Source organism: Streptomyces sp. NPDC048637 (assembly GCF_040650675.1).
GTDB lineage: Bacteria > Actinomycetota > Actinomycetes > Streptomycetales > Streptomycetaceae > Streptomyces.
This window is the reverse complement of sequence record NZ_JBEZHQ010000012.1, coordinates 138,280-162,533: the sequence shown is the minus strand read 5'-3', so window position 1 is coordinate 162,533 and position 24,254 is coordinate 138,280. Positions and strand designations below refer to the sequence as shown.

23 protein-coding genes are annotated in these 24,254 nt (G+C 70.6%); 11 read left to right on the top strand and 12 right to left on the bottom strand.

The window, feature by feature from the left end; translation table 11 throughout:
• The first annotated feature begins 116 nt into the window (after window positions 1-116).
• Window positions 117-1,058, top strand: a complete 942-nt coding sequence (locus tag AB0C46_RS18230) for a hypothetical protein (RefSeq protein WP_362828795.1) — start codon at window positions 117-119, stop codon at window positions 1,056-1,058.
• Window positions 1,059-1,061: 3 nt separating this feature from the next.
• Here the strand turns inward: AB0C46_RS18230 and AB0C46_RS18225 are convergent, their stop codons facing one another.
• From AB0C46_RS18225 to AB0C46_RS18190, 8 genes are all read right to left on the bottom strand, one after another.
• Window positions 1,062-1,646 carry a sigma-70 family RNA polymerase sigma factor gene (locus tag AB0C46_RS18225; protein ID WP_362828794.1) on the bottom strand — a complete coding sequence of 195 codons (585 nt, stop codon included), beginning with the start codon at window positions 1,644-1,646 and terminating at the stop codon, window positions 1,062-1,064.
• Between the two features lie 146 nt (window positions 1,647-1,792).
• Entirely contained in the window at window positions 1,793-2,572 is a 780-nt protein-coding gene (locus AB0C46_RS18220) for a LamG domain-containing protein (RefSeq protein WP_362828793.1), read from the bottom strand.
• Between the two features lie 401 nt (window positions 2,573-2,973).
• Complete coding sequence (locus tag AB0C46_RS18215; protein ID WP_362828792.1) at window positions 2,974-3,588, bottom strand: response regulator transcription factor; 615 nt, start codon at window positions 3,586-3,588, stop codon at window positions 2,974-2,976.
• A complete protein-coding gene (locus AB0C46_RS18210; protein WP_362828791.1) occupies window positions 3,585-4,508 on the bottom strand; it encodes a histidine kinase in 924 nt (307 codons plus the stop codon). The genes AB0C46_RS18215 and AB0C46_RS18210 overlap by 4 nt, the downstream gene beginning before the upstream one ends.
• Window positions 4,509-4,747: 239 nt before the next feature.
• Window positions 4,748-5,512 (bottom strand): ABC transporter permease, encoded by a 765-nt coding sequence (locus AB0C46_RS18205; RefSeq protein WP_362828790.1) that lies wholly within the window; start codon window positions 5,510-5,512, stop codon window positions 4,748-4,750.
• Window positions 5,509-6,477, bottom strand: coding sequence for an ABC transporter ATP-binding protein (locus tag AB0C46_RS18200; RefSeq protein WP_362828789.1), 969 nt, complete (start codon window positions 6,475-6,477; stop codon window positions 5,509-5,511). The genes AB0C46_RS18205 and AB0C46_RS18200 overlap by 4 nt, the downstream gene beginning before the upstream one ends.
• A 489-nt stretch (window positions 6,478-6,966) precedes the next feature.
• Window positions 6,967-7,983, bottom strand: a complete 1,017-nt coding sequence (locus tag AB0C46_RS18195; protein ID WP_362828788.1) for a hypothetical protein — start codon at window positions 7,981-7,983, stop codon at window positions 6,967-6,969.
• Window positions 7,980-8,357: a PadR family transcriptional regulator gene (locus AB0C46_RS18190; protein ID WP_362828833.1), complete on the bottom strand. Its 378-nt coding sequence runs from the start codon at window positions 8,355-8,357 to the stop codon at window positions 7,980-7,982. The genes AB0C46_RS18195 and AB0C46_RS18190 overlap by 4 nt, the downstream gene beginning before the upstream one ends.
• A gap of 1,091 nt (window positions 8,358-9,448) precedes the next feature.
• Between AB0C46_RS18190 and AB0C46_RS18185 the strand changes: the two genes are divergently transcribed.
• From AB0C46_RS18185 to AB0C46_RS18175, 3 genes are all read left to right on the top strand, one after another.
• Complete coding sequence (locus AB0C46_RS18185) at window positions 9,449-10,963, top strand: ice-binding family protein (protein ID WP_362828787.1); 1,515 nt, start codon at window positions 9,449-9,451, stop codon at window positions 10,961-10,963.
• A 466-nt stretch (window positions 10,964-11,429) separates the two neighbouring features.
• Window positions 11,430-11,852 (top strand): YjbQ family protein, encoded by a 423-nt coding sequence (locus AB0C46_RS18180; protein ID WP_362828786.1) that lies wholly within the window; start codon window positions 11,430-11,432, stop codon window positions 11,850-11,852.
• Between the two features lie 230 nt (window positions 11,853-12,082).
• A complete protein-coding gene (locus tag AB0C46_RS18175; RefSeq protein WP_362828785.1) occupies window positions 12,083-12,673 on the top strand; it encodes a DUF5994 family protein in 591 nt (196 codons plus the stop codon).
• A 173-nt stretch (window positions 12,674-12,846) separates the two neighbouring features.
• Here the strand turns inward: AB0C46_RS18175 and AB0C46_RS18170 are convergent, their stop codons facing one another.
• Window positions 12,847-13,884, bottom strand: coding sequence for a superoxide dismutase (locus AB0C46_RS18170; protein WP_362828784.1), 1,038 nt, complete (start codon window positions 13,882-13,884; stop codon window positions 12,847-12,849).
• A gap of 164 nt (window positions 13,885-14,048) precedes the next feature.
• On the opposite strand from AB0C46_RS18170, the gene AB0C46_RS18165 reads away from it, so the two are divergent.
• A complete protein-coding gene (locus AB0C46_RS18165) occupies window positions 14,049-14,492 on the top strand; it encodes a MarR family transcriptional regulator (protein ID WP_362828783.1) in 444 nt (147 codons plus the stop codon).
• A 300-nt stretch (window positions 14,493-14,792) separates the two neighbouring features.
• Here AB0C46_RS18165 and AB0C46_RS18160 read toward each other — a convergent pair whose 3' ends face one another.
• On the bottom strand, window positions 14,793-15,725 hold the full coding sequence (locus AB0C46_RS18160) for a squalene/phytoene synthase family protein (RefSeq protein ID WP_362828782.1): 933 nt from the start codon (window positions 15,723-15,725) through the stop codon (window positions 14,793-14,795).
• Between the two features lie 531 nt (window positions 15,726-16,256).
• Here AB0C46_RS18160 and AB0C46_RS18155 point away from each other — a divergent pair.
• From AB0C46_RS18155 to AB0C46_RS18135, 5 genes are all read left to right on the top strand, one after another.
• Entirely contained in the window at window positions 16,257-16,460 is a 204-nt protein-coding gene (locus AB0C46_RS18155) for a cold-shock protein (RefSeq protein ID WP_018529187.1), read from the top strand.
• A gap of 366 nt (window positions 16,461-16,826) precedes the next feature.
• A complete protein-coding gene (locus AB0C46_RS18150; RefSeq protein WP_362828781.1) occupies window positions 16,827-18,320 on the top strand; it encodes a DEAD/DEAH box helicase in 1,494 nt (497 codons plus the stop codon).
• A gap of 140 nt (window positions 18,321-18,460) precedes the next feature.
• Window positions 18,461-18,949, top strand: a complete 489-nt coding sequence (locus AB0C46_RS18145) for a CBS domain-containing protein (RefSeq protein ID WP_362828780.1) — start codon at window positions 18,461-18,463, stop codon at window positions 18,947-18,949.
• 49 nt (window positions 18,950-18,998) lie between these two features.
• The gene (locus tag AB0C46_RS18140; RefSeq protein ID WP_362828779.1) at window positions 18,999-19,307 is read left to right on the top strand and encodes an SCO5918 family protein; all 309 of its coding nucleotides are present in this window, start codon (window positions 18,999-19,001) and stop codon (window positions 19,305-19,307) included.
• 827 nt (window positions 19,308-20,134) lie between these two features.
• Window positions 20,135-20,473 (top strand): MerR family transcriptional regulator, encoded by a 339-nt coding sequence (locus AB0C46_RS18135; protein WP_362828778.1) that lies wholly within the window; start codon window positions 20,135-20,137, stop codon window positions 20,471-20,473.
• A gap of 140 nt (window positions 20,474-20,613) precedes the next feature.
• Here the strand turns inward: AB0C46_RS18135 and AB0C46_RS18130 are convergent, their stop codons facing one another.
• Window positions 20,614-21,042: a DUF4440 domain-containing protein gene (locus tag AB0C46_RS18130; RefSeq protein WP_362828777.1), complete on the bottom strand. Its 429-nt coding sequence runs from the start codon at window positions 21,040-21,042 to the stop codon at window positions 20,614-20,616.
• A gap of 551 nt (window positions 21,043-21,593) precedes the next feature.
• Here AB0C46_RS18130 and AB0C46_RS18125 point away from each other — a divergent pair.
• Complete coding sequence (locus AB0C46_RS18125) at window positions 21,594-22,493, top strand: hypothetical protein (RefSeq protein ID WP_362828776.1); 900 nt, start codon at window positions 21,594-21,596, stop codon at window positions 22,491-22,493.
• A gap of 151 nt (window positions 22,494-22,644) precedes the next feature.
• Here AB0C46_RS18125 and AB0C46_RS18120 read toward each other — a convergent pair whose 3' ends face one another.
• The gene (locus AB0C46_RS18120) at window positions 22,645-24,210 is read right to left on the bottom strand and encodes a protein kinase (protein WP_362828775.1); all 1,566 of its coding nucleotides are present in this window, start codon (window positions 24,208-24,210) and stop codon (window positions 22,645-22,647) included.
• Between the last annotated feature and the right edge of the window lie 44 nt (window positions 24,211-24,254).

The window sequence follows — 24,254 nt, the reverse complement described above, 5'->3', positions numbered from 1 at the left end:
CGGCCGCGCCCCGTAGTGGCCTTCGGGTGCACGGCGCCGCGACGCTGCCGCGGTGCCGCCCCCGCTTCCGACCGTCCCGGCTCCGCCGCCGGGGCGTCCCGACAAGGAGTCAGAAGATGATCTGGTACGTCCTGGCCGTGGTGCTGGGGCTGGCGCTGATCGGGGCGGTGACCGCGCTGGTCGTCACCGAGCGGCGGCCCCGCCCGCCGAAGCCCGTCGCCGCCTCGGCCGCCGTCGTGGGGCGGGAGGCGCTGGACGTGGTCGACGCGGGCCTGCGCCGGCTGACGGGCGAGTGTCTGCGCTCCGGCCGGTCGCTGCCCGACCTGTACGCCGTCGTCTACTCCGAGGAGCGCCTCGGACTGCTGCTGGCCGCCCCGGAGGAGTCCGCCCCCGCGCCGTGGACCGCCGGGGCGGACGGCGAGCGCTGGACGGTCTCGCCCGACGACCTGCACCGCCCCGGCCCGGAGGGCGAACCGGCCCTGCCGTACGCGCTGACGGTGACGGTGGGGCTGGACGGCGCCGACCGGGTGCTGGTCGACCTCTCCCGGGCGGCGGGGCCCGTCTCCGTGACGGGCCCGGACGAGGAGGTGCGCAGCCTGGCGCGGGCCGTCATCACCGAGGCGCTCGCCGGCCCGGTGGGGGCGCTCGCCGAGGTCACCCTGGTGGGATCCCTGGCCGGCGACGGGCTCGTGGCCGGTGACGGGCCGCGGACCTCGCGTCTGCACACCGCGGCCAGCCTGGAGGAGGCGTTCGCCAGGGCGGCTTCGGCCGGCCCGGACCAGCCGGGGCCCGGCTCGTCCGAGGTCACCCAGATCTTCCGGCTGATCGAGGGCAGCAGCCGGCTCGCCGTCCAGGGCGAGGCGCCGCACCTGTTCGTCGTGGACGCCTCACAACTCCCGCGGCGGGACGGGGCGCTGGACGCCCTGCGGCGCGGGGACGCGCTGCTGGTGCTCGGCGACGCGCCCGCGGGGTGGCGCTGGCGGGCCGGCGCGGGCGGATCGCTCGACACCGGACCGCTCGGCCTGGAGATCACCCGGCACGCGGGGCGTTTCGCATGAGTCTCATCCGGCGTCACGGTCACGGCCGCCCGCCTGCAGCCCGCGGCTGTGCAGCGCCTCCCGCAGGGCGCGGGCGGCGTAGTGCGTCCGCGACTTGACGGTGCCCGGCGGCACGCCGAGGACCGTGGCCGTCTGGTTGACGCTGCGCCCCAGGTAGTGCACGTGCAGCAGGACCTCGCGCTGCGCCGGCAGCAGGTCCTGCAACGCCTCGACGAGCACCTGGGAGGTGAGGATGTGGTCCACGTCGTCGGACACCGGCAGGTGGGCGAGTTCCGGGTCGCCGGTCTCCGGTGGTCTGGCCTGGCGGGCCCGGTGACCGTCGATGACGAGGTTGCGCAGCACGGTGAACAGCCACGGCCGCGCCGAATCCGCGGTCGGGTCGAGCTCCCCGGCGTGGCGCCAGGCGCGGATCGCGACCTCCTGGAGGGCGTCCTCGGCGCGATGCCAGTCGCCCCCGAGCCGCCGTGCGGCGAACTGCAGCAACGCGCTGCCGTGGAACTGGTAGAGGGCTCTGAGGAACTCGTCGGGGCGGAGTTCCGCGGTGTGGGGGCGGGGTATTCGGTGTTCGGTCGAAGCACTGGCCGACAAAGGCCTGTTTCCTCTCCGGTCGTCTGTGGGGAGACGGGTGCAGCCGGACGCGACAGAGCCGGCGGGCGCCGCCGCGAGCGGTCGTTCACTCGGTGCGGCGTGTCCGCCGGCATGCGACGGCGGTGAACCCGCCCCCGGTACCGCCGTCAGCCCGGTTCGCCGGAGGAAAGCGATTCCACCTGACTGGACGTCAGTTCACGGTCGTAGACGTGCACATCGGCGATGTCGCCCTTCCAGTGGTCGGCCGCTTTCCCGTCGAACTTGCTGCGTCCGATCACCACAGCGCCGGTGGACTTCACCGTGCTTGCGGCCTCCCTGCTTCCCGCGAGCCGGCCGTCCACGTAGATCCGCATCCGGTGGTCCTTCTGGCTGTACGTGCCGGTGAGGTGGTACCAGCGGCCGGCCTGCGGCTGCCCGGTCTTCTCCGCGACGGTACGGGCGCCGGTGAAGCTGAACGCGAAGTTCTCGTCCTGGCCGGAGTACTGGAGGAAGAACGCGCTGGTCCGGTCGCCGTCCTGGGACAGGGCGGTGTGGAAGCCGTTCATGTCCTCGGAGGTGAGCCGCACCCGCGCGGCGACCGAGTAGTCCTTGCCGGCGGTGTCGATCCGGGAGCCGGTGTCCGCGTATCCGCTGGTGCCGTCCAGCCGCAGGGCGCCGCCCTCGGGGCCGTCGGTCCACTGCGTGCCGCCGCTGACGACGGCGTCGTGCTCACCCGCCTTCGCGGTGCCGGACCGGTGCAGGGGCCACCACCCGACGCCGCGCAGCGACTCGGCGTCGCCCCCCGGGCCCGGCGAGGTCGGCTTCCCCCCGGCCTGCTCCTTCCCGGACTCCGCGGCCCCCTGCCCGCGCACCAGCTGGGTGACGACAAAGGCCAGCGCGACGGTCAGTACGGCGATCGCGGTGATGAGCGACCATCTGCGCGTCATGAATCTCCCCGGAACGTACGGCATACAGGTGTCACTCCGGACCACGTGTCCGACCCGAAAGTGGTTCACCGTGCACCCAAACTCTGGCAGGCCGGGGAGCCAGCCGGCGTGGGCGCCCCTGAATGGGCTGACCTGCGCCGGAACATGCGGCAACACCACGGTATGGGCGGGTGAACGAGGGTCGTTGAGAGGTTTCGACGGCGCGGGTTCGGCGTCCGGCGACCGGTCCGGGGCAGAGAGTCCCGGACCGAGGACTCGCCCTTGCCGGACACCTTGTAGGTCAGCTGTGCCGTGCCGTGCCGTGGGTGACACACGCCGTTCGCGTGGCGAATTCGGACCCGGCCCGCAACGGCCGGTTCCGCGTCACTCGGTCAGGTACAGGGGCGACAGATGGATCCGCTTCAGATCCAGCCGTGGCTGCGGGCGACATGGGCAGCGCTGTGGCGGTTAGGCGCCCCGATTTTTGCCACGGCCTGGGAAAGGTAGTTGCGAACGGTGCCGGGAGCCAGGGCGGCACGATGGGCGATCTCGCTGACGGTGGCGCCGTCGGCTGCGAGGGCGAGGATGTCGGCTTCGCGGGCGGAAAGAGGGGAGTCGCCTGCGGCGATGGCGTCGGCGGCAAGGGTGGGGTCGATATAGCGGTGTCCATGGTGGATGGTGCGGATGACAGTGGCGAGTTGGGCGGCGGAGACGGTTTTGGGGACGAACCCCTTGATGCCTGCCTCCAGGGCGCGCTTGAGGTGCCCTGGCAGTCCGTGGCTGGTGACGATGAGGGTCTTGCAGTCGGAGTCGTGAGCAATCACGGCGCGGGCAGCGCTGATGCCGTCGGTACCGGGCATCTGTAAGTCGAGGACGGCGACATCGGGGTGGTGCCGCCGAGCCGCGGTGACGGCTTCGTCCCCCGTGGCGGCCTGGGCCACGACTTCGAGGTCGATCTCAAGGGCCAGAAGTGCGGCGAGGGACTCGCGGATGAGGTGCTCGTCCTCGGCAAGCAGGACGCGGATCACGGTGCTCATGAAGCGTGCTCCTGTGGGGGGATGCGGGCGGTGACGGTGTACGTGCCGTCGGTTCCCGGACCGTGGGTAAGGGTTCCGGCGTGGGCGGCCAGGCGCTGGGCAAGACCGTCGAGCCCGGTGCCGGCAGTGCTGTCGACGGCGGGACGGGGATGGTTGTTGGTGACCGTCAAGATGCTCGTGCCGTCGGCGGCATGGGTGAGGGCGATGGTGCAGTAGGTCGCCTGGGAATGGCGTATGACATTGGTGGCAGTCTCACGCACCGCCCACCCCAGGGCAGTTTGGATGGCGTCACAAGGCTCAGGACCGGTCGTGCGAATGCGGCAGGTAATTCCTGCCGCGGCGAGGACGGAGCGGGCGCCATCGAGTTCGGTTTCCAGGTCGGTGGTGCGATAGCCGCGGACGACGTCTCGAATCTCCTGCTGGGATTCCCGGGCCAAACGCTGGATCTCGGTCATCTCGAACTGTGCTTGAGGCCCATGGGGCAGGCGGGCGGCGAGTTCGGCCTTGAGCGCGATCCCGGCCAGGGTGCGGCCCAGAGTGTCATGCAGGTCGCGAGCGAACCGCAGGCGTTCCTCGACGACAGCTAGACGGGTTTCGGCCTGACGAGCAGCGTTGAGCTGGTGCATGACCTGTAAGGACCACTGTGAGGTGCGGACGCCGAGAGTCGTGATGATCCAGAGAGCCAGGACAGCCCCGAAGCCCCGCAAGGCGTCGGGGCCGGTCGCCCAGGCGGTGGTGAGGGCGCTGGCCAGAGCCAGGGCGCTGCTGGCGCGCCAGTGGGCACCTGCCCAGGCCGCAGCAGCGGGAACGACCGCGAGGGCACAAGCGGCGATCGGGCCCTTGGGCGTGGCCGGAAGCCAGCCGTGGTCCAAGGCGGGGAGGACGGCGGCCAGCCCGGCGGCGGCGGCGATGCCGGTCACCGCCAGGAGGAGAGGGCGAGGCCGGGTGGGAGGAGTCCGCAGAGCGAGGGTCGCGGCGTGAATGGCGGCTACGGCCAGGGCCACATAGGCGGTGAGGACGAGCAGACCAGGGACGGTTGTGACCAGCCGGCCGGCGACAGGCCAGGCGAAAGCAGTCGAAGGGCCGGTGATGGCAAGAGCCAAGGCCCAGCGGGAGACGAGAGTCACTCGCTGGACCTCCGCATGCTGCGGGCCCGTCATCACGTGCGGGGCTCCCAGCGGAACCAGCGACGGGCCGCACCGAGAGCGAGGACGGTCCATCCGGCAAGCACCGCGAGCCGCAGCAGGGCTTCGGTGAGGGTGAGGGTGTTGGTCCAGGCATTGCGCACGAGGTCGATGACGGGAGTCATCGGCAACCAGTGGCAGATGTCCTGCATGAGCTGCGGCATCGCTTCGAGGGGGAAGAAGGTGCCGGAGGTGGTGGGCAGGAGGAACAGCAGGGGCAGAACGGCGACCTGCACATTCTCGGTGGTACGCGCCAGGGCACTGGTGGCGGCCGCGAGGGCGCACATCAGGAGGATGCCCAGCACGACAGCGGCGAGCGCCCAGTGGGCGCCGGGCGGGGCGCCTGCTCCGGTCAAGGGCAGCAGGACAGCCGCGATAAGAGCCGTTTGCACCAAGACGATGGCGGCCGACGGAAGGGCGGTGCCGGTGAGGACTGTGGGGTCGGCGACTTCGCCGGTGCGCAGGCGCTTGAGGAGGAGTTCGTCGCGGCGGGCGACATAGGTGGTCGTGAGGGGGACGTAGAGGGAGAAGACGAGGACGATGCCGACGGCGGTGGCAACCATGACAGGGCCCATGGACAGCCCCAGGTCGCCGAGGTCGAACTTGCCCATGGTGAGGTGAAGGGCAGCCAGGGTGAAGACGGGGATGAAGAGGACATTGACGAAGTTGGCTTTGGTGCGGAAGAAGAGGGTGGCCTCGGCACGGCCAAGGGAAACGAGCTGGCGGGCAGGGCTGCTCATGCGACCTGAGCCTCCTCGCTGCGGGTGAGGCCCTTGTGGGCGATATGCAGGAAGGCTTCTTCGAGGCTGGCAGAGCGCGCGTTGAGGCCGGCGAGGACGACGTCCTGGTCCCGGGCCCAATGGAGTAACTCGGTGGTGGTGTGCTGGAGGTGCGGCGTTTCGATACGCAGGCTGAGGCCCTGGGCCTGGATGCGCGTGGCAGCGAGACGTTCGCGTGGCGGAAGGTCCGTTGCCTGGTGGGTAACGGGGAGGGTGAAAGTCAGCGTCGCCGGATGCTCGCCGACGATCTGGGGGACGGTGCCGTGGGCGGCGATACGCCCGGCGTGCATGATCGCTAAGTGGTCGGCGAGGGCTTCGGCCTCTTCAAGGTAATGAGTGGTCAGGACGATGGTGGTGCCCATGTCCTTGAGGCTCTTGATGAGGCGCCAGGTGTCGTGGCGGCCTTCGGGATCCATGCCGGTGGTGGGTTCGTCGAGGAAGAGAAGGTCGGGGTCGGCGAGGGTGGCCAAGGCAAGGTCGAGCCGACGCTTTTCGCCGCCGGAGAGGTTCTTGACCTGGACATCCGCACGGTGGGCGAGACCGACCAGCGCGATGGCGTCACGGACGGGCCGGGGGCGGGTGGTGCATCCGGCCCACATGCGGGCGGTCTCGGCGACGGTGAGCTGCTCGGCGAATCCGCTGTGCTGAAGCATGGCGCCGGTGCGAGGACGGGTGTGCTTGCGGTCGCTGTACGGGTCATGCCGGCCGAAGAGGCGGATGGTGCCCTTGGCGGGCTGGGCGAGTCCTTCAAGGAGCTCGATGGTGGAGGTCTTGCCTGCCCCGTTGGTCCCGAGCAGACCGAACAGTTCGCCCTCCTTGACAGCAAAAGTGACACCGCGGACGGCATCAAAGGCCTTCGCCCCGACGCCATATCGCCGCCACACATCAGCGACCTCGATCACATTCCCCTGGGAGTGCTGAGTCATACGAACCATCGTCGAGGCAACGAGCGGCACCCTCCAGTGCCGCATGTCACGGGTTCCGATGACAGACGTCACGCCCGAGCCTGACATGTGTCACAGCACCCGACGCCCCTGCTGCAGGCGGGCGTAGCATGCTGTGAGCTGGACACGACAGTTTCCCCGTGCGCACGTTGGGGGTGCTGACGGACAGTGGGCACCGTCGTCCCGCCCTGATGCGGACGATCGAGCCACACCCCGGTGTACAGAGAAGCCGTCGGCCTCCGCGTGGTCCAGGCACTCGGGATCGCACCCTCTGGGCGGGCAGGCGGCCCCGCGTCCCCTCTCGCCAGGTGAACTCCGGAAGAAGCGGTGGCGGCCCGGGTACGACGAACCCGGTCGGTGATGCGGGTGATGCGAGTGACGCTGCGGCGAGCATGCGGAGGAGCCGCAGGCCGTGAGGAGGCCATTGGCCTGCCGCGGCGACCAGCACGAGGGCGGTCGTGCCCGCCTGGTTCAGATGGTGCTGAACCGTGTGGTCAGGACGCGGGTGCCGGTTGTGGTCAGAGCTGCCGCCAGGAGGGCGATGACGGCCGCCTGCACGGTGGCGGCGGCGATGACCGAGCCAGGGGTGTGGGCTTGGACCATGAACGCGAGGAGGAGGATCCGCTGCATGAGGACGCCCAGGCCGAGCGCGGCCAGCGCGAGCGGCAGTGCGGGGTCTGCCACGTGCTTCGGTGCACGCCATCGGACGACCATCCAGACGGCGGCCACGGCGATGAACGCCGCACCGCCGGACCATCCCGGGTCCGCACCCCCAGGCCACACCACCATCGACGCGCCCATGAGGACGCAGGTACCCATGAGGGTCGGCCCGGGTGAAGCCAGTGGGAGCCGGGCGGGCGGAGCGTCGCGGTGGAAGCCACAGCACAGAGCGAGGACGGTCAGCCAGGAGAACGCCGCGGTCGTGAGCGAGAGGGAGACCGCTACGGTGTCCCGTCCGCCGCCCGCGTGTGGGATGACCGGCGTCAGGTCCGGAAGGGCAGCGAGGGCGGCGAAGACGAAGGCGGTGCGCCTGCGGTCGCGCAGCAGCGCCAGGTAGACCACCGTCCAGGCCAGCGGGAGCAGCCACAACGCCGCCTCGTACAGCCCGGGCAGAGTGCCATGGCCGGTGAAGCCCCCCAGGATCATCTCCCGGTCCTCGACGGGGGCACCGTTGGCCCAGGTGAGGAAGACGGCCCGTTCGGTCAGTGCGGAGGCTGCCTGCAGCAGCACGCTCAGCAGCGCGAACAGGCGCACCACCGCGCCGAGCGTGGCGTAGCGGGCCGGGGCGCCGGCGGCGCCCATCCGGGCGCGGATGGCGAGGGCGGCGATGCTGGCCACCTCGCCCCAGGCGGGGCGCATTTCGTCCCGGTCCCGCTCGTCGATCCCGTCCAGGAAGGTCTCGACCATCTCCTCCTCCCGCTCAGCGCGGTAGTAGGAGGGCAGCAGGCGCAGGACGGTGCGGTAACGCTGTTCGAGCACGGTCGTCATGCGGTGCCTCCGGCGATGCCCGGGCGACGCGCGGAGCGGCTCAGGGGAGCCGGCCCGGCGGTCGCGGGGCGGTGTACGGCCATCCGCTGGGTCGCAGCGCGTGCCCCGGCCGCCATCCGCTCCGCCTCGGCGGACAGGGCTGCCCCGCCGGCGTCGGTGAGGCGGTAGTACTTGCGCAGTCGGCCCTGTTGCACCTCCTCGCGGTCCAGCTCGATGTGCCCGTCGGCCGCCAGTCGGTCCAGCACGCCGTACAACGTGCCGATCCGGAGCTGCACATGCCCTTCGGACAGCTCGTCGACCACCTGCACGATCCCGTAACCATGCCGTGGCTCGTCGACCAGTGCGGTGAGGACGAAGAACGCCGCTTGCGTCATGCCTCTGGAAGTCATGCACCCACGATATCCTGCCTTCCGATATATAGGGGAGACGGGGAGCGTCGTCCCGAACCAGAAGGGTCTCGCCCGGCTGGAGCCGTACGTGCCGAAGAGCGTTGAGCGGAGCGGGCGTTGGAGGGATCGCCGCCAGGTCGTCGACGGGGTTCTGCTCCGGCAGCGGATCGGCACCCCGGGGCCGGCTGCGGGCAGCACGGTCGCCCCCTCGGCCTCCCCGCCTGTGTGCGCCGGCGTGCGTTTGCGCTGCCGTCGAGGCGTGATGCGCACGCGTGATCCGTGGCCGCAGCGGCCCTGAATACGCGCTGCGCCATTCGGGCGATATCTGGGTCCTCCCTCTATCCGGGGCTCGCCGGTGACGCCTTAATAGCAAGAGTGAGTCCGGAGGTCGCCCATCCCTCTCGGGGACTCATGATCCGCCGGTTGACCGGTAGCGGTCAGCGGCATTGCCTGATGGGTGCTCCTTGGACGGCTGGTCAGTTGCCCCTACCAGCTGTTGGCTGACTGCCAGTCAGCCATGGGGAGCCCCGAACTAGATCCATGCAGACCTAGATCGCGAGGGCTCAACATGGGCAAGGGTTTTCAGCCGAAAAGGCATCAACTTCTCTGAGTCGTGGTGAGTGGAAATCAACTCACGCTGCCGACTCCGCTGCATCCGGCCGTACCGGTAGGGGCGGATCCCGTCTCACGCCGGTCTTCACGGACCGCCGGCACGCCCAAGTGACGACTCGGGCGACAACTCCGCCGGTTTCCAGGCTTCCCCCGTTCTCCGTCAGACCTGGATGGGGCGGACACCCTCGGCGTCCGGCACCGGCGACGATCCGGCATCAGGCGACCGCCGGTGCGGCGTCACCAGGAGCACGAGGTAGGAGCGCCGACGCCTGAGTGCGCTCAGGCAGCTGTGGCGAGTGCGCACACCGCGCTCGGTCGAAGCCTTCCTGTTCATCCCGGCGCGCAGCAGAGGGCACAGCTCACCCCGTGCCCGAGGCGCGGGGCCCAGCGGTGCAAGCGCGCCGCTCTCGCACAGTTCCAGGGCGGCATCAGGGCTGCCCCGGACCCTTGGAAAGGAAACCACGATGGCAACACTTGTACCTCTGGGCACCGCCGCCACCTACGGCGTGCTCGCCAACACGGCGATCACCAACACCGGCCTCACCGTGGTCGCCGGCGACCTCGGAGTGAGCCCCGCCGGTGCCGTGTCCGGGTTCCCTCCCGGAACGGTCACCGGAACCATCCACGTGAACGACGCTGCCGCGGCGCAGGCCCAGGCCGACCTGCTCTTTGGGTACGGCAACGCGCTTGTGCAACCGGTCACCGGCACTGTCGCGACGGAACTCGGCGGGACCACCCTGTTCCCCGGTGTGTACAACTCGGCCTCCGGCACGTTCGGCCTCAACGGGCCACTGACCCTGGACGCTCAGGGTGACCCCAACGCCGTCTTCATCTTCAAGACGAACACCACGCTCATCTCGGGAGCCGCCGGCAACGTCATCCTCGCCGGCCTCGCGCAGTCCAGCAATGTCTTCTGGCAGGTCGGCAGCTCCGCGACACTCGGCGCCGGCTCCACCCTGAGGGGCAGCATCCTCGCCAACACCTCGATCACCGCCACCACGGGGGCCATCGTGGACGGCCGGTTGCTGGCTCTCGGCGCCGCCGTCACGCTGGACTCGAACACGGTCAACGTGCCGGCCCTGTCCACCTGCCAGGTGGTGGTCCAGCCGGTCGGACCCGTCGTCGCCGGACAGCCGAAGCCCGTGTCCGCTGTGGTGACCTGCAACGGCCTCCCGGTCTCGGGTGCCTCGGTGACCTTCAACGGTGGCGCAGTACCGGTAACGGCCACCACCAACATGGCCGGTGTCGCCACCGGAACACTGACCTTCAACACCCCCGGAACCGCCACCGTCACCGCCACCGTCACCGCGGCCGGCACCGCCTGCTCGTGCACCGGTGTCGTCTCCCCGCCCGTCAGCGTCACCGTCACTCCGCAGCAGTCCTGCCAGGTGGTGGTCCAGCCGGTGACCGGGCCGGTGGTCGCCGGCCAGCCGACCTCCGTGTCCGCCGTGGTGACCTGCAACGGCCTCCCGGTCCCGGGTGCCTCCGTGACCTTCAACGGTGGCGCAGTACCGGTAACCGTCACCACCAACATGGCCGGTGTCGCCACCGGAACACTGACCTTCAACACCCCCGGAACCGCCACCGTCACCGCCACCGTCACCGCGGCCGGCACCGCCTGCTCGTGCACCGGTGTCGTCTCCCCGCCCGTCACCGTCACCGTCACTCCGCAGACGAGCCCGCTGAGTGCGTCGCCCGCCTGCTGGCGGTTCAACCTGCCCTTCCCGGTTCCGCACCTGTTCGTGGCGACGCTGAAGGCCACCCTCACGCCGGCGCAAGCGGGAGTCACGGTCACCTTCTACGTCTCCGGCCTGCCGGTGGGCACCGCGGTGACCAACGCCAGCGGTGTCGCCACCCTCAACAACGCCGGTCTGTCCATCCTGCAGATCAGCGCCAGCAGCTACACGGCGGTCGCCACCGTCGGGGGCTCCACGGTCCAGGCGACCGGCTCCCTGACGCCCTGCTTCCCGCCGGCGTAACCGGCCTGCGCCCACTCGGCCGGGGGAGCATGACGGGTCCTGCTGCGGTACGCACGCACAGGTCTGGTCACGCGGTACAGCCCCTGACCTGACGGCCTTCCGGTAGGCGGCCGCCCCCGCAAGGGGGTGTCCCTCAAGGGCTGTCCCCCGTCGTGGAAGGACGGGGGACAGTCCGGCTCAAACTTACCGGTGAACCATTCGGCAGCCCGCCCGTCGGCAGGACGGAGACGGGGCATACCGCCCCGAGTGCCGGTGGTGCGTGGACGGAGCGCCGGTGAGGACCGGGGCCGGTGTTTCCCTCCGGCATCGGCCCCGGACAGCCGAGCGGCTCTCACACCGTGCCGGAGGCAGCGGCTCTCACACCGTGCCGGAGGGGGCGGTGACGCTCCGCCCCTTTCGGCGGAGTGCGGAGGAACAACCCGTCCGGCCGTCAGCGCTCGGGCCGTGCGACGGGTACTGGTGAACCATGGCTGGCACCTTCACCACCCGCACGATCAACGTCACCACCGGCTCCACCGAGACCCTGCACGACCTCACGAACGCATGCTCCGCGTTCCTCCGGGAGGCCGCTCACGGGCGAAACGGACTGCTGAACATCTTCACCCGCCACGCGACGTCCGGCCTGGCCGTCATCGAGACCGGCGCAGGCAGCGACGACGACCTGTTGGCGGCCCTCCGCGCCCTGCTTCCCACGGACGACCCCTCGCAAGACCGCCCCGGAAGCCCTGGCCACAGCAGCTCCCCCCTGCTCCCGGCGCTGGTCCCGCCACACGCCACGTTGCCCGTGGTCGATGGTGAGCTGGAGCTGGGCGCCGCGCAGTCCGTGGTCCTGGTGAACACCGACCGGGACAGCCCGGAACGCCAGGTCCGGCTGTCATTCCTCAGCTGACCCACGACCCTGCACCTGGTCGCCCCCTTTGACGAAGCAATTCTCCGGCCGGCCACCGCAAGGTCTCCTCTGCCGTCCACTCCGTAGCTTCCGGACCGGCCCGGCGGGCCTTAACGGGAGTAAGCTGTAAGTACCGAGGGCACCCCGTACACCAGCTCCCAAGCTCGTGTCGTTTTCGGCGATTCACGACACCGGGCCGGTTGCGGTCGGCCCGGGGCAGGGTCCGCGTCATGACCACGACCATTCGGAATCCGCCCGCGGTCGAAGACCGGACCGCTTCGCTGCCCCTCCGGCTCATGCTGGCGCCGGCCGGTACCGCTCCGGCTCTGCTCGACGGGGCGTGGTGGCCCCGCTCCCGTGACCTGACGGCGGAACTGCCCGCCCTGACGACCGCCCTCGACCCCCGGTGGGGGCGGATCACCCACGTCACGGTGAACCCCACGTTCTGGCCGGTCATCCCGCCAAAGGTGCCCGTCGACGGGCATGTGGTGGGTGTCGGCTGGTTCAAGGAGGAGCAGGATCCCCACAAGCTGTTGCTGCTCTCCTACAACGCCGGCCGCTGGGACCTCCTGGTGATCCCGCCGGAGACCAGCCCCGCCGCGGCCGCCCGGCTCATGACCGAGGCTGCCGATCCGCTGGGCACCCGCACCGCGAGCGCCCTGATGGACGAGGCGGAGCAACGCCGGATCGCGGAGGAGACGGAACTGTCCCTGGTGTCGGTCTGGGACTCCGAAGGCGGCCATGGCGCAAGCCTGCCGACCTCACGTTCCCCGGCCCAAGCCCTCGTTGCCCGGGTTCCCGATACGCCGGAAGGCATCTGAGCTTCGCGGAGAGCTTCGGGGGCGCGGGGTTCCGATTCCCCTCCCCGTCCTCCCCTCCCCGTCCCCTCCCCGTCCCCTCCCCGTCCCGTCCTCGTCCCCCCCCGCTCCGGCAGCAAGCCCCAGGTCAGGAGCCTGGGGCTTGCCGGTTGTGCGGTCCACTCGTAGGGGACACCTCAGATGCCGTTCACCTCGGCCACCGTGAACGGCTGGGGCGTCCCGGGGCCGATCGGGCCGCCCTTGTCGAACTGGGAGCGGACGACGAGCGTTTGGCCGCGGCTGTGGATGAGCGTGGTCGGGAGCTGGAGCGCCCGGTCGGCGATGCGGCGCTCCATGTGGGCGGAGGCGCCGTCGCCGCCGACCTTCCACCGGCTGATGGTGTGGGTCAGGTTGTGGACGACCCAGAGGGTGTCGCCGCGCAGGTCGAGGCCGTCCCCGTGCAGCGCGTCTCCGCCGTGCAGGGCGACTTGGCGTACCGCTCCGGACGCCAGGCCGACCCGGTAGAGGGTGCCCGCGGTCATGTCGACGGTCAGCAGATAACGGCCGGAAGGGTCGGCCACGATGCCGTTGAGCGCGACGCCGCCGGCCGGGGCGTCAGGGATCCCACGGGTCAGGTCGTAGGCCGTGGTCAGCTCGGCACGACCGCCGTGCGCGGCGGCCCGCGTCAGCTGCCGGGGCGTGACGCGATAGAGGACGCCTCGGTAGCTGTCGGTCAGATAGGCGCTGCCGTCGCGGGCGATCGCCAGGTCGTTGACGAACGACCTGGCGCTCCCGGTCACATCGAAGCGGGCGATGAGCTTCCGGTCGTGCAGGCCGTAGACAGCGACGCCGGTGGTCGAGTCGATGACCCACAGCCGGCCCGCGCGATCGGCCTTCACCCCGTTCGCGGTGGTGCGCCCGTCGGTGCCGGACGGCAGAAAGACCTGGGCGGTGCGGTGCCCGGGAGTCGCCTTGTAGACGGCTCCGGTCGCGTACGAGCCGACGTAGATGTCGCCGGTGCGCGGGTCGGCGGTGATGCCTTCCGGGTAAACGCGGGCGCCGGGCAGGTCGTACGCGGTGGAGACGCGGGCGCGGGTCTCGTGCCGGGCGGCGGTGTGCGAGGCCGGTGACGCGGGCGCGGGCCGGCTGCTCGCGGTGGCAGCGAACGGCACGACGACGGCGGTCAGCGCCAGGGCGGCCGAGGCCAGCGCGCGGCGGGTGATCGCTTGGGACATGGATGGGTCCTCCCCGTTCTCGGCGCATGCGGGTGTCGTCCGCAGGCGATCGAATGGGGGCGAACTTAAGTTAGAACCCTAATCATCGTCAAGGTTCGAATCTTCATATGGGTACTCACTCTCGGGTGAGGGCTTGCCTGATGTACGGCCGTTACGATGCGGGGATGACGTCCATGCCCGCGTCCGAGCGCCTCGGCTCCTCCATCAAGCGTGCCGAGCAGGCGCTGAACAGCGCCAAGCACGCGGCGCTGAAGCCGTCCGGTCTGACGGTCCCGCAGTACGCGGCGCTGCTTTACAGCTCCGAGCGGCCCGGCATCTCGGCCGCTGCGCTGGCGCGGGCGTGCGGAGTGACGCCGCCGACCATGAACACGGTGCTGAAGAACCTCCAGGAGCGCGGCCTCATAGTGCGCACTCCCCACGAGTGGCACAAGAACGTCCTGGAGACCCGGCTCACGGATGAGGGCCGCGCCGTCATGGAGAACGCCGACACCCGGGCGGTACGGGTGGAGCGGGCACTGTCCGCCGAGTTCACCGACGAGGAGCGGGCCGCGCTTGTCGGCCTGCTCGCCCGGTGCGCCACCCTGCTCGATTCCGTGCGACCCGACTAGGGCCTGTCCGGCGGACCTTTGATCAGTATGGTCACAGGACCATGAAGGCCCTGGTCTTACTGTTCGCTGCGTTTGTCGTTTTCGTCATGCCGACCTCCCTGGTGTAGCTGCTGGGACGGCGAGCGAGGATCCCTGACTGGATGCTGGTCGTGCTCTTGCTGGCCGGGTGGCTGACAGTGTTCGCCGGCGGGTTCCTCTCGCAGCGCGCACAGCCGAAATTGTTTCCCGATACGTGGCCGGGGCGCGCCAACGTGATCCGGTTACCTGTCGCTTGGCCGCTCAGCCGGCCGGCGAGGCCGCTCACTCGCAGCGATCCGCACGAGAGCGGCGCAGGCCGCGCAGGTGGCGGTATTCGCGTGTGAGGATCTTCAGCGCCGCGGGAACGGCGGGGCGGGCAGAGGCGGTCAGGAGGCCCGGGCCCTTGGCCTCGGCCGCGTCGGCGGTGGCCTCTTCCAGGGCTATCAGAGCCCGGACGAAGGGACGGTTGGCGGGAGGCAGGAAATCCGTCACACCGTGACTGGCCGCCAGGGCGGTGCGGGCCTGTTGGAGGAGCTGCCGCAGCAGAGCACGGACTCCGGGGGTGTCCTGGGCGCGGACCAGGTCGGCGCGGGTCACGCCGTGGCTCAGCAAGGTGTCCTGAGGGATGGTCAGTCTGTCGTCGGCCAGATCTTCGGCGAGATCATTGACGAAGTCGAGTCGCTGGCTGCCGTCTATGTAGGTGCGGCAGGCAGCGCGGTAGCCGGCGGGTTCGTCACCCGGCACGAGCACGCAGGCAACCAGCATAAAAGCGGGCAGTGAGTAGTGGTCGAGGTAGCGCTGGTAGTCCAACTCCGTCTCGAAGCCCGAGAATTCGAGGTCGGTGGCCGCGGTGTGGAGAAAGTCCTCGACATGCCCGAGAAGGCGCGGGTGACAGGCGCCGGCGTGCAGGAGCGGACGGATCACGGGGTGGTCGCTGGTGCCGGTGGCCAGCGCCTGGCTCACCTCCTTCTCCCATGCCGCATAGGCAGCGGCGCGCTGGGGCAGCGGGCCGTCGTCGAGGAGGTTGTCGGTGTGGTGCATGAAGGCGATGGCGGCGATCAGGTGGGGGGCCAGGGGGCGCGGCAGAAGCAGAAGGACCGCGGTGTAGGCCGCGCGTTTGTAACGCGCCACCACCGAGCGCTGCCGGGTGAACTCGTCGCGCAGCTGCGGGTCGTGAATGCCCGCGGCATCCAGCCTGGTGGTCCACATACTCATCCGGCGTTCCTTTTGTGCTGCGGGGGCGGCCATGGCCCGAGGGGGCTCGTCATGGCGTGACCGGCCGAGCGTTTCACTCCACGGGGCGGCGAGGCCAGCGGTGTGGCCTTGGCGCCGGTCAGGCCCTGGCATGCGGCGCCGGTCAGGCCCTGGCATGCGGCGCCGGTCAGGCCCTGGCATGCGGCGTCGTTCGCCCGTCCGGCCCGGCAGCGATGTCCGGGGACAGAAACGCTGCGCCCCGGCCGGACCACATATCTGTGACCGCGGGATGAGAAATGGGCGCGAGGCGCCGTAAGGGTATCTCGCACAACAGGCGGAGCGAAATAATGAAGCAGGTGGCGGCGATGTCCTCGTGCTACCGTCGGGCTCAGTTGCAGTTGTGGTTCCCAAAAACTTCAAGTGCCCCCGTCGGTTTTTGTGCCGGCGGGAGCGCTTCGGTATTTCCGGATCAATTTCCGGCCGGGGCAATCATCGCGGCGACGCGGAGTCCGCACAGTGCGTACTCCGGGCACTGCCCCGAAGGAGATTGACATGGCATCTGGCACCGTGAAGTGGTTCAACGCCGAAAAGGGTTTCGGCTTCATCGAGCAGGACGGCGGCGGCGCCGACGTGTTCGCCCACTACTCGAACATCGCTGCCCAGGGCTTCCGTGAGCTGCTCGAAGGCCAGAAGGTGACCTTCGACATCGCGCAGGGCCAGAAGGGCCCGACGGCCGAGAACATCGTTCCCGCCTGACGCCGAACGCCGTACGAGTGGGGCCCGCACCTCGGGGTGCGGGCCCCCACTCGTCGCATTTCAGGGCACCGCCCTCTCCGTCATCCCGCGACAATTTCACCCGCGGCATGACTCCGGGGAATCCGCAGCCGCACCGCAGCGGATGTCTCCCCGCAAGCTCCGGATGTCACTCCGTCAGAGCTCCCCTCGTCCGACGCCTCGGATTGTGCGCCCTGATCGCGCCACACATTTCAGCACCTGCGCCCGCGGAGCTTTCCCGCCGGCCGGATTCGCTTTCGTATTCCATTCGGCTCATTCTTGCAATTCTCCGTGCCATGCACTGCTGCGGGAATTCCTTGATACGTGCCGCATCGAGGAAGGTTCCCTATGAACCGCACACGCACGAATGACCGCTACGCCCGCACCCGTCAGGGCGGTGCCGGCTCCGGAAGCAGCGGCGGCCGCGCCGGAAGCGGCGGTGGCCGTGCCGGAGCCGCACGACGCTCGGGCGGCCACGGACGCCGTCCCGCCACGGTCCAGGGCGAGTTCGCCCTCCCCAAGACGCTCACCCCCGCCCTGCCCGCCGTCGAGTCGTTCGCCGACCTCGACATGCCCCGGCAGCTGCTGGCCGCGCTCGGGGCCCAGGGCGTGACCGTGCCGTTCCCGATCCAGGGCGCGACCCTGCCGAACACCCTCGCGGGCCGCGACGTGCTCGGCCGCGGACGCACCGGCTCCGGCAAAACTCTCGCCTTCGGCCTCTCCCTGCTGGCCCGTACGGCCGGACAGCGTGCCGAGCCCCGGCAGCCGCTGGCACTGATCCTCGTGCCCACCCGCGAGCTGGCGCAGCAGGTCACCGATGCGCTCACCCCCTACGCCCGCTCGGTGATGCTGCGGCTGACCACGGTGGTGGGCGGGATGTCGATCGGCAGGCAGGCCGGTGCGCTGCGGGCCGGGACCGAGGTCGTCGTCGCCACCCCGGGCCGGCTCAAGGACCTGATCGACCGGGGTGACTGCCGGCTGAACCAGGTCGGCATCACGGTCCTCGACGAGGCCGACCAGATGGCCGACATGGGCTTCATGCCCCAGGTCACCGCGCTCCTCGACCAGGTACGTCCCGAAGGCCAGCGGATGCTGTTCTCCGCCACCCTCGACCGCAACGTCGACCTGCTGGTCCGCCGCTACCTGACCGACCCGGTGGTCCACTCCGTCGACCCGTCCGCGGGTGCGGTCACCACGATGGAGCACCACGTCCTCCATGTGCACGGCGCCGACAAACACCGGGCGACAACCGAGATCGCGGCGCGCGAGGGCCGGGTGATCATGTTCCTGGACACCAAGCACGCCGTCGACCGGCTGACCGAGCACCTGCTGAGCAGTGGCGTACGGGCCGCCGCCCTGCACGGCGGCAGGTCCCAGCCGCAGCGCACCCGTACCCTGACGCAGTTCAAGAACGGGCAGGTGACCGTGCTGGTGGCGACGAACGTCGCGGCGCGCGGCATTCACGTCGACCACCTCGACCTCGTCGTGAACGTCGACCCGCCCACCGACCACAAGGACTACCTCCACCGCGGCGGACGTACCGCACGCGCCGGGGAGTCCGGCAGCGTGGTCACCCTGGTCCTGCCGAACCAGCGCCGCAACATGGACCGCCTCATGTCGGACGCCGGGATCCGGCCGCAGACCACGCAGGTGCGCTCGGGCGAAGAGGCCCTGAGCCGCATCACCGGCGCGCAGACCCCGTCGGGCATCCCGGTCGTCATCACCGCCCCGGCGGCCGAACGCCCGCAGCGCCGCACCGCCGCAGCCCGAGGCCGGCGCCGCGCCGGTGCCACGACCCGGCGGGCACCCGCGCAGCGGTCCGCCGTCGACCCGGCGGCATAGGTCGGCCCGGCGGCATGGGGGGTATCTCCGGGGAGAGACCCCTGGGACCCGCCGGACAGGCCCTGGAACACACCTGACCAGGGACCAGAACCCAGAGACCAGAAACCAGAAAGCTGACCCACCACCGCAGGAGGCACCTCGTGACGCTGCTCCAGACGCAGCCGCACCCGGCGGATGCCGCCACCCGGGCCCAGGCGGTGACCAACGCCATGGACGCGTCGGAGCCGCGGGTCGGTGACGACATGACCGTCGAAGTCGCCCTGTCTGTCATGGCCGGTGCCCGCGCCGGGCACCTCCTCGTCTGCGACGACGACGGCCGGTGCACCGGTCTGATCACCCGGACCCGGCTCACCGCCGTCCGCGACAGCTCCGCGTACACGGACCGGGTGCAGCTGCGGGACGTCCTCGGCGCCCACGGAGCGTTCACCGCACCCGCACCCGCGGCCACGAAGGCCGAAGCCGGGCAAGCGAGGCGATACCGACGACTCGCGGCCTCGCCCGTCGTCTACGAGTACGGCTGTACCGACGAGCACGGCGGTACCGACGAGTGCGGCGGTACCGACCAGCACGGCGGCACCGACGAGTACGGCGGTACCCCGGGCGTCCTCGCCCTCGCCCTCACCCCGTGAGCCGCCGTATCCCGGTCCGGCCCGCCATCCCTTCTCCCTGTGAGGCACCATGCGCTGTGTCATCGCCCGATTCCCCTTCTACCTGACCAACAGTGGGGTGCAGGCGTCGATGAAGGACGTCAAGCCCGAGCCGGTCCTCGGCGAATCCGTGATCATCGGCCGCCGCCAGTACCCCGTCAAACAGGTCGGCGAGGTCATCACCCACCAGGACCGCCGCGACTTCAGCGCCGGCGAGGTGGTCCGGGCCATGACCCTCCTCGGCTTCACCTGCCGCGGCCTTCCCACCGCCGCCCCCGCACGCCCGCTCACCCCGCTCCAGGCCGCTTCCGCGATGCTCGGCACCCCCCTGCCCGGCTGACCGCCGGTCCGGGGCAGGCCTGCACCGGACCACACCAGAACACCCATGAGGGCCCGACCGGCACACGCCGTTCGGGCCCTCGGTGCGCTCATCGGTGTGCTCCCGGCACGGGCCGCCCCCGCGCTCCCGCCCTTCGGGCATCGGCAGAAGAGCCGGATCTCCAGTCTCTGGTTCTCCAGTCCCCGGTTCTCCGGTCCCCGGTTCTCCGGTGGCTCCGAACGCCTGCGCCGTTCGAGGCGGATTGCCTCCCCATCAAAGACACGAAAATCTACTCTCGTCAGAGTAGACATTGGGATCTCGTGTGGTTACGGTATCTCTCATAGCCAAGATTGAACGCCCGGCGGCGGTGTCGCCGGGAAGCAGTTCAGACAGAACACAGAACACAGAACACAGATCACAGATCGCAGGTCGGTGCGGCGGTGGAGTTCCGAAGCCAGGGTGGTCGCAGAACGGCGACGGGGCTGACGGCCGTACCGGGTGGCCCGCGGTGCTCAGGGGCCGCCACCGGCAGTGCCGGAACGCACGCGACTGCGGATCGGCAAGTGATCGATCGACACAATCGACACCGCGGAAGAACGGAGGAAGCAGACGCCATCAGGGTCACCCGGGCGAGGAGCACTCCCCCGGGTAACGCACGACCCCGGAAGGGAAGGTGGTCCCCGGTCACGCCCTCACGAACCCCGCGCTCCCGCCCTTCTCCAGGGCGGGGCCGCGAAAACAGAAGGTCGGCGCAGCACTAGGGCCGACAGATGGTGTTGAATTTCCTTCGGGGCCTTGGTGCCGTACGGCACCAAGGCCCCTCGACGCGCTCCCAAGAAGAGGTGCAGATGACAGCGGATGATTCGCTCGGCAGCCGACTGGACGACGATGACTACCCCGCCTACACGATGGGTCGGGCCGCGGAACTGCTCGGCACGACTCCCGGCTTCCTCCGCGCCATCGGCGAGGCCCGCCTGATCACCCCGCTCCGCTCCGAGGGCGGGCACCGCCGCTACTCCCGCTACCAGCTGCGGATCGCAGCCCGCGCCCGGGAACTCGTCGACCAGGGCACGCCGATCGAGGCGGCTTGCCGCATCGTCATCCTTGAGGACCAGCTCGAAGAAGCTCAGCGCATCAACGCCGAATTCCGCCGCGCCGCCGCCACCTCGGACGACATCTCGCACTGAGCCGGCCGGCGCTCGGACCGGACGGAATCAGCGTCGGCAGCGCAGGAGGCAACGGTGAGCATGAGCGTGGCGCCTACGACTGCCACTCCGATCGGGCTCATGCGGGCCAATCATGGGTCGCGTCCCGGTCATTCGGTGAGCTACAGGTTGTCGCCCCAGCCGCCCTGGATCATGGTCTGGAACGCCCACCTGCCGTCCCGCCGGACCAGGATGTCGGCGTAACGCAGCCGCCAGCTCCGGCCCTCCGTCGTCATGGTCGAGTCCGAGAAGACCACGACCATGGCGGGTGAGAGGAAGACCGGCGTCCGGGTGGACTCGAAGGTGATCTCCTCGCTGCCGTCCCCCATCACCTGCGTCATCGTCGCGACGTACTGCTCGCGGTCCCACTGTGCCGAACGACCGTTGCCGGCCGCGTCGTCGCTCACGAGGTTGAGGGGGAACACCGCCATGTCGGCCATGCTCTGAACGTTGCGCTTCGCGCTCTGCTCGTCGTACTCCGCGAACCAGGCGTCCAGGCTCGCGCGGTCCTCGGCGGTCGGTACGTACCCGGCATCCGGCAGGAAGGTCACACGAACTCCTCACGGTTTTCGACCAGGTGTCGTCACATGCCACATGCCATGCGTCCGGCGTCAGGCGAGTCCACCAGTCGTCAAATTTGCCTACTCGTTTGCGGGGAAGGTATGCCCGTCGGATACGTTAGTCAAACTTGATTAGATAGGGCCCCCTTCCTCCTCCCCGGACCCTCGGCCGGAGGCGTGCGAGAGCGGGTGCGGGTTCGTGCGGGCCCCGCCCGGCGGGGGGCCGGTTCCTCGGTCCGGTGCGCGTCGTGACATGTCCGGAGTGCACGCGGCGCCGCCGGGAAATCTGCACGGAAGCGTCACACGGCCTACGCGTGGACCTCGACGGGTGTCGTTAGCGTTACTGCCCGCTCGATCCCGCGTGCGAACTGGATCAGCTTGATCAGGTCGTCGGCGTCCCTGGCGGCGCAGCCAGCACAGAAAGATCGAAGATGGACTACTGCTCGTCGTGCCGCCGGAGTCTCAATGGGGCACTCGTATGTCCAGGATGCGGCGATTACGCTCCGGACATAGCCCCGCCCACCCACCGTCGGCAGAGCGCGATGGCCGCCGCCGCGACGTGGGAGTCCTGGCAGCCGGAGAAGGCTCCCGCCCCGGGGCCCCGTCAGGGCCGGTACGCCGATGCCGGTCCGTTCGGTGGCGACACCTCCGAAGCCGGTCCGTTCGGCGGTGACAGCTCCGAAGCCGCGCCAATTGGTGGTGACAGCCCCGAAGCCACGCCGTTCGGCGGCGGCGCCTTCGAAGTCGCGCCGGCGGAGACGGCCGATACCGCAGGCGCCGCAGACGTCGCAGACGCCTCGGACGCCTCGGACGCGGGTTCGCCCGGCGGTGCCGGGATTCCCGCGCCCACCGGGCAGGGCCGGGCGGCCCGGCGCCGGCAGCTGGCGCGGTGGAAGAAGCACCGGCGCCGGGCCGCGGCCGCCACGGCCTTTGCCCTCGTCGGCGGCGGTCTGACCGTCAGCATGCTGCAGAACAAGCCCGCCACCAACGGCACCCACGCGGCCTCGATGCCGGAGCCGGAGAGCGTGTCCACGCCCCGGACGGAGCCCGCCGCCTCGTCGTCGGACCGGTCGGACTCCCAGGCTTCCCGGCACCCCGGCGCCCGCCCGTCCCTCCCGTCCGGCCGGCATGCGCGCCCCTCCGCGGCCACGCCGCCGCCCGCCACGACGGCCCGGCAGCCGCAGTCCGTCACCCCGTCCCACACCGCTGCGTCCCCGAGCGCGAGCGCGCCCGCCGCGTCCACACCGGACAGGGCGGCGCACCCCGCGCACACCGACGCCGCGACTCCCGCGACGAGCGCCCCCGCCGCCACCGGAGGCTCCGGCGCGGACACCCCACCGGCGCACACTGCGCCGACCACCCCGACGGCACCGACCGCACCGGAGGCGGAGCCGTCCTCGCCGACGCATGTGTGTCTGCTGGGAGTGGTGTGCGTCGGCTGATGCCGAGTGTGTGGGTCGGCTGATGCCGAGTGGTGTGGGTCGGCTGATGCCGAGTGGTGTGGGTCGGCTGATGCCGACGGCTTGAGGCCCGGCGCCGGCGGGCAGGCCCGGCGCCGGGCCGCGCATGCGTCCGGCCGCAGGCGCGGCCCGGCTATCCGGCGGGCTGTCGTCCGCGCCCGGCGGAGGCCGGTGCGGACGGGCCGGCCGGGGCGGCCGGGGGTGCGGCGCCCCCGGACCGGGCCGCGCCGGACGGCCCGGCGACGTCGCCGGACGGCGACGTCCGGGTGCGTGCCTTGAGGACCTGGGCCCCGATGGCGAGCGTGACGGCCAGCAGCAGGACGTAGAAGACGCCGATCTTGCGGAGGTCGTCGAGGAAGAACCAGACGGATGCCAGGGACGTGAACCAGAAGGCGACGAGCGCGAAGCCACCCGTGCGCTCGTCCTTGTATCCGGCGGCGAGGCACAGCGCGGAGACGACGCCCAGGACCAGGGCGATGATGACATAGCGGGTTTCCCAGCCGATGTTGGCGCGCGCCAGCTCGGACCAGACCGCCACGGCCTCCGCCACCGGGCCCCAGGCCACGGCGCAGGCGAGCCGTGCGGACCACAGCAGCAGCACCGATCCGGCGACGCCGGCGAGCAGCGCGACCCGGGAGAACTGACCGACTTCGATCATGTCGGTCCGGGATATCACCAGGGACAGAAAGCAGCCGAGCAGTGCGACCGCGCCTTCGGCCGTCGGCCGGAACACCACCCGCGCCGGTCGCCGCCGGGCGGACCGCCGCGCCGGGGCGCTCCCGGCGGGCGCGGCCGGGGCCACCGCCGGGGCGGGGCCCGGGGCAACGGCATCGGGTGCGGTGGGGGTGGGGACGCGGGGAGCCGGTGCGGAGCGGGGTGCCGCGGCGAGTGCCGCCTGCATGGCGGCGGCGTCCGCGAAGCGATCCTCCCGGCGCTTGTGCAGCGCTCTGGCGATCACAGCGTCCACGGCCGGCGGGAGTTCCGGGCGGAGCTGCGAGGGCGGCACCGGTTCCGCGGCCAGATGCTGATGCATGACGGAATACGGTGAGTCGCCGGTGTACGGGGGGCGCCCCGTCAGCAGCTCGTACAGCAGACAGCCCACGGCGTACAGATCGGTGCGGTGGTCGGTGTCGCCCCCGTTGATCTGCTCGGGGGCGAGATAGGCGGGAGTACCGACCGCCACGCCCGTCCCGGTCAGCCGGGTGGCCACCTCGCTCAGCGCCTTGGCGATGCCGAAGTCGACGACCTTGACCGCGCCGGAGGCGGTGAGCATGACGTTCGCGGGCTTGATGTCCCGGTGCACGATGGCGTGGTGGTGGCTGTGATCCAGCGCCGCCAGCACCTGACCCGTGATGTCGACGGCCTGTGCCACCGTCAGCGGGCCGTCCCCCAGCACCTGGCTGAGGGTCCGGCCCGCCACGTACTCCATGACCAGATAGGGTTCGGCCGCGCCGCCGCCGGCGTCCTCACCGACGTCATGAACGGTGGCCACTCCGGGGTGGTTGAGCGCGGCGGCGGCATGCGCCTCCCGCTGGAAGCGGGTGAGGAACTCGGGCTGCATCGCCAGCTCGGCGGAGAGGGTCTTGACGGCGACGGTACGGCGCAGCCGGTGGTCGACGGCGCGGTACACCGTCCCCATACCGCCGTGCCCGAGCTGTTCCACCAGCTCGTACCGCTGCCCCAACATCCTGTATTCCACCGGGTTCCTCCACGGACCGATCATGCCAACACGCCGAAAGACGT

Bases quoted from the DNA above. Each gene is read 5' to 3' on its own strand.
- AB0C46_RS18175 (WP_362828785.1), top strand. From the start codon at position 12,083: ATGACCACGACCATTCGGAATCCGCCCGCGGTCGAAGACCGGACCGCT.
- AB0C46_RS18140 (WP_362828779.1), top strand. From the start codon at position 18,999: ATGCGCTGTGTCATCGCCCGATTCCCCTTCTACCTGACCAACAGTGGG.
- AB0C46_RS18150 (WP_362828781.1), top strand. From the start codon at position 16,827: ATGAACCGCACACGCACGAATGACCGCTACGCCCGCACCCGTCAGGGC.
- AB0C46_RS18135 (WP_362828778.1), top strand. From the start codon at position 20,135: ATGACAGCGGATGATTCGCTCGGCAGCCGACTGGACGACGATGACTAC.
- AB0C46_RS18170 (WP_362828784.1), bottom strand. From the start codon at position 13,884: ATGTCCCAAGCGATCACCCGCCGCGCGCTGGCCTCGGCCGCCCTGGCG.
- AB0C46_RS18165 (WP_362828783.1), top strand. From the start codon at position 14,049: ATGACGTCCATGCCCGCGTCCGAGCGCCTCGGCTCCTCCATCAAGCGT.
- AB0C46_RS18155 (WP_018529187.1), top strand. From the start codon at position 16,257: ATGGCATCTGGCACCGTGAAGTGGTTCAACGCCGAAAAGGGTTTCGGC.
- AB0C46_RS18180 (WP_362828786.1), top strand. From the start codon at position 11,430: ATGGCTGGCACCTTCACCACCCGCACGATCAACGTCACCACCGGCTCC.
- AB0C46_RS18230 (WP_362828795.1), top strand. From the start codon at position 117: ATGATCTGGTACGTCCTGGCCGTGGTGCTGGGGCTGGCGCTGATCGGG.
- AB0C46_RS18185 (WP_362828787.1), top strand. From the start codon at position 9,449: ATGGCAACACTTGTACCTCTGGGCACCGCCGCCACCTACGGCGTGCTC.
- AB0C46_RS18220 (WP_362828793.1), bottom strand. From the start codon at position 2,572: ATGACGCGCAGATGGTCGCTCATCACCGCGATCGCCGTACTGACCGTC.
- AB0C46_RS18125 (WP_362828776.1), top strand. From the start codon at position 21,594: ATGGCCGCCGCCGCGACGTGGGAGTCCTGGCAGCCGGAGAAGGCTCCC.
- AB0C46_RS18190 (WP_362828833.1), bottom strand. From the start codon at position 8,357: ATGACGCAAGCGGCGTTCTTCGTCCTCACCGCACTGGTCGACGAGCCA.
- AB0C46_RS18215 (WP_362828792.1), bottom strand. From the start codon at position 3,588: ATGAGCACCGTGATCCGCGTCCTGCTTGCCGAGGACGAGCACCTCATC.
- AB0C46_RS18205 (WP_362828790.1), bottom strand. From the start codon at position 5,512: ATGAGCAGCCCTGCCCGCCAGCTCGTTTCCCTTGGCCGTGCCGAGGCC.
- AB0C46_RS18195 (WP_362828788.1), bottom strand. From the start codon at position 7,983: ATGACGACCGTGCTCGAACAGCGTTACCGCACCGTCCTGCGCCTGCTG.
- AB0C46_RS18200 (WP_362828789.1), bottom strand. From the start codon at position 6,477: ATGACTCAGCACTCCCAGGGGAATGTGATCGAGGTCGCTGATGTGTGG.
- AB0C46_RS18160 (WP_362828782.1), bottom strand. From the start codon at position 15,725: ATGAGTATGTGGACCACCAGGCTGGATGCCGCGGGCATTCACGACCCG.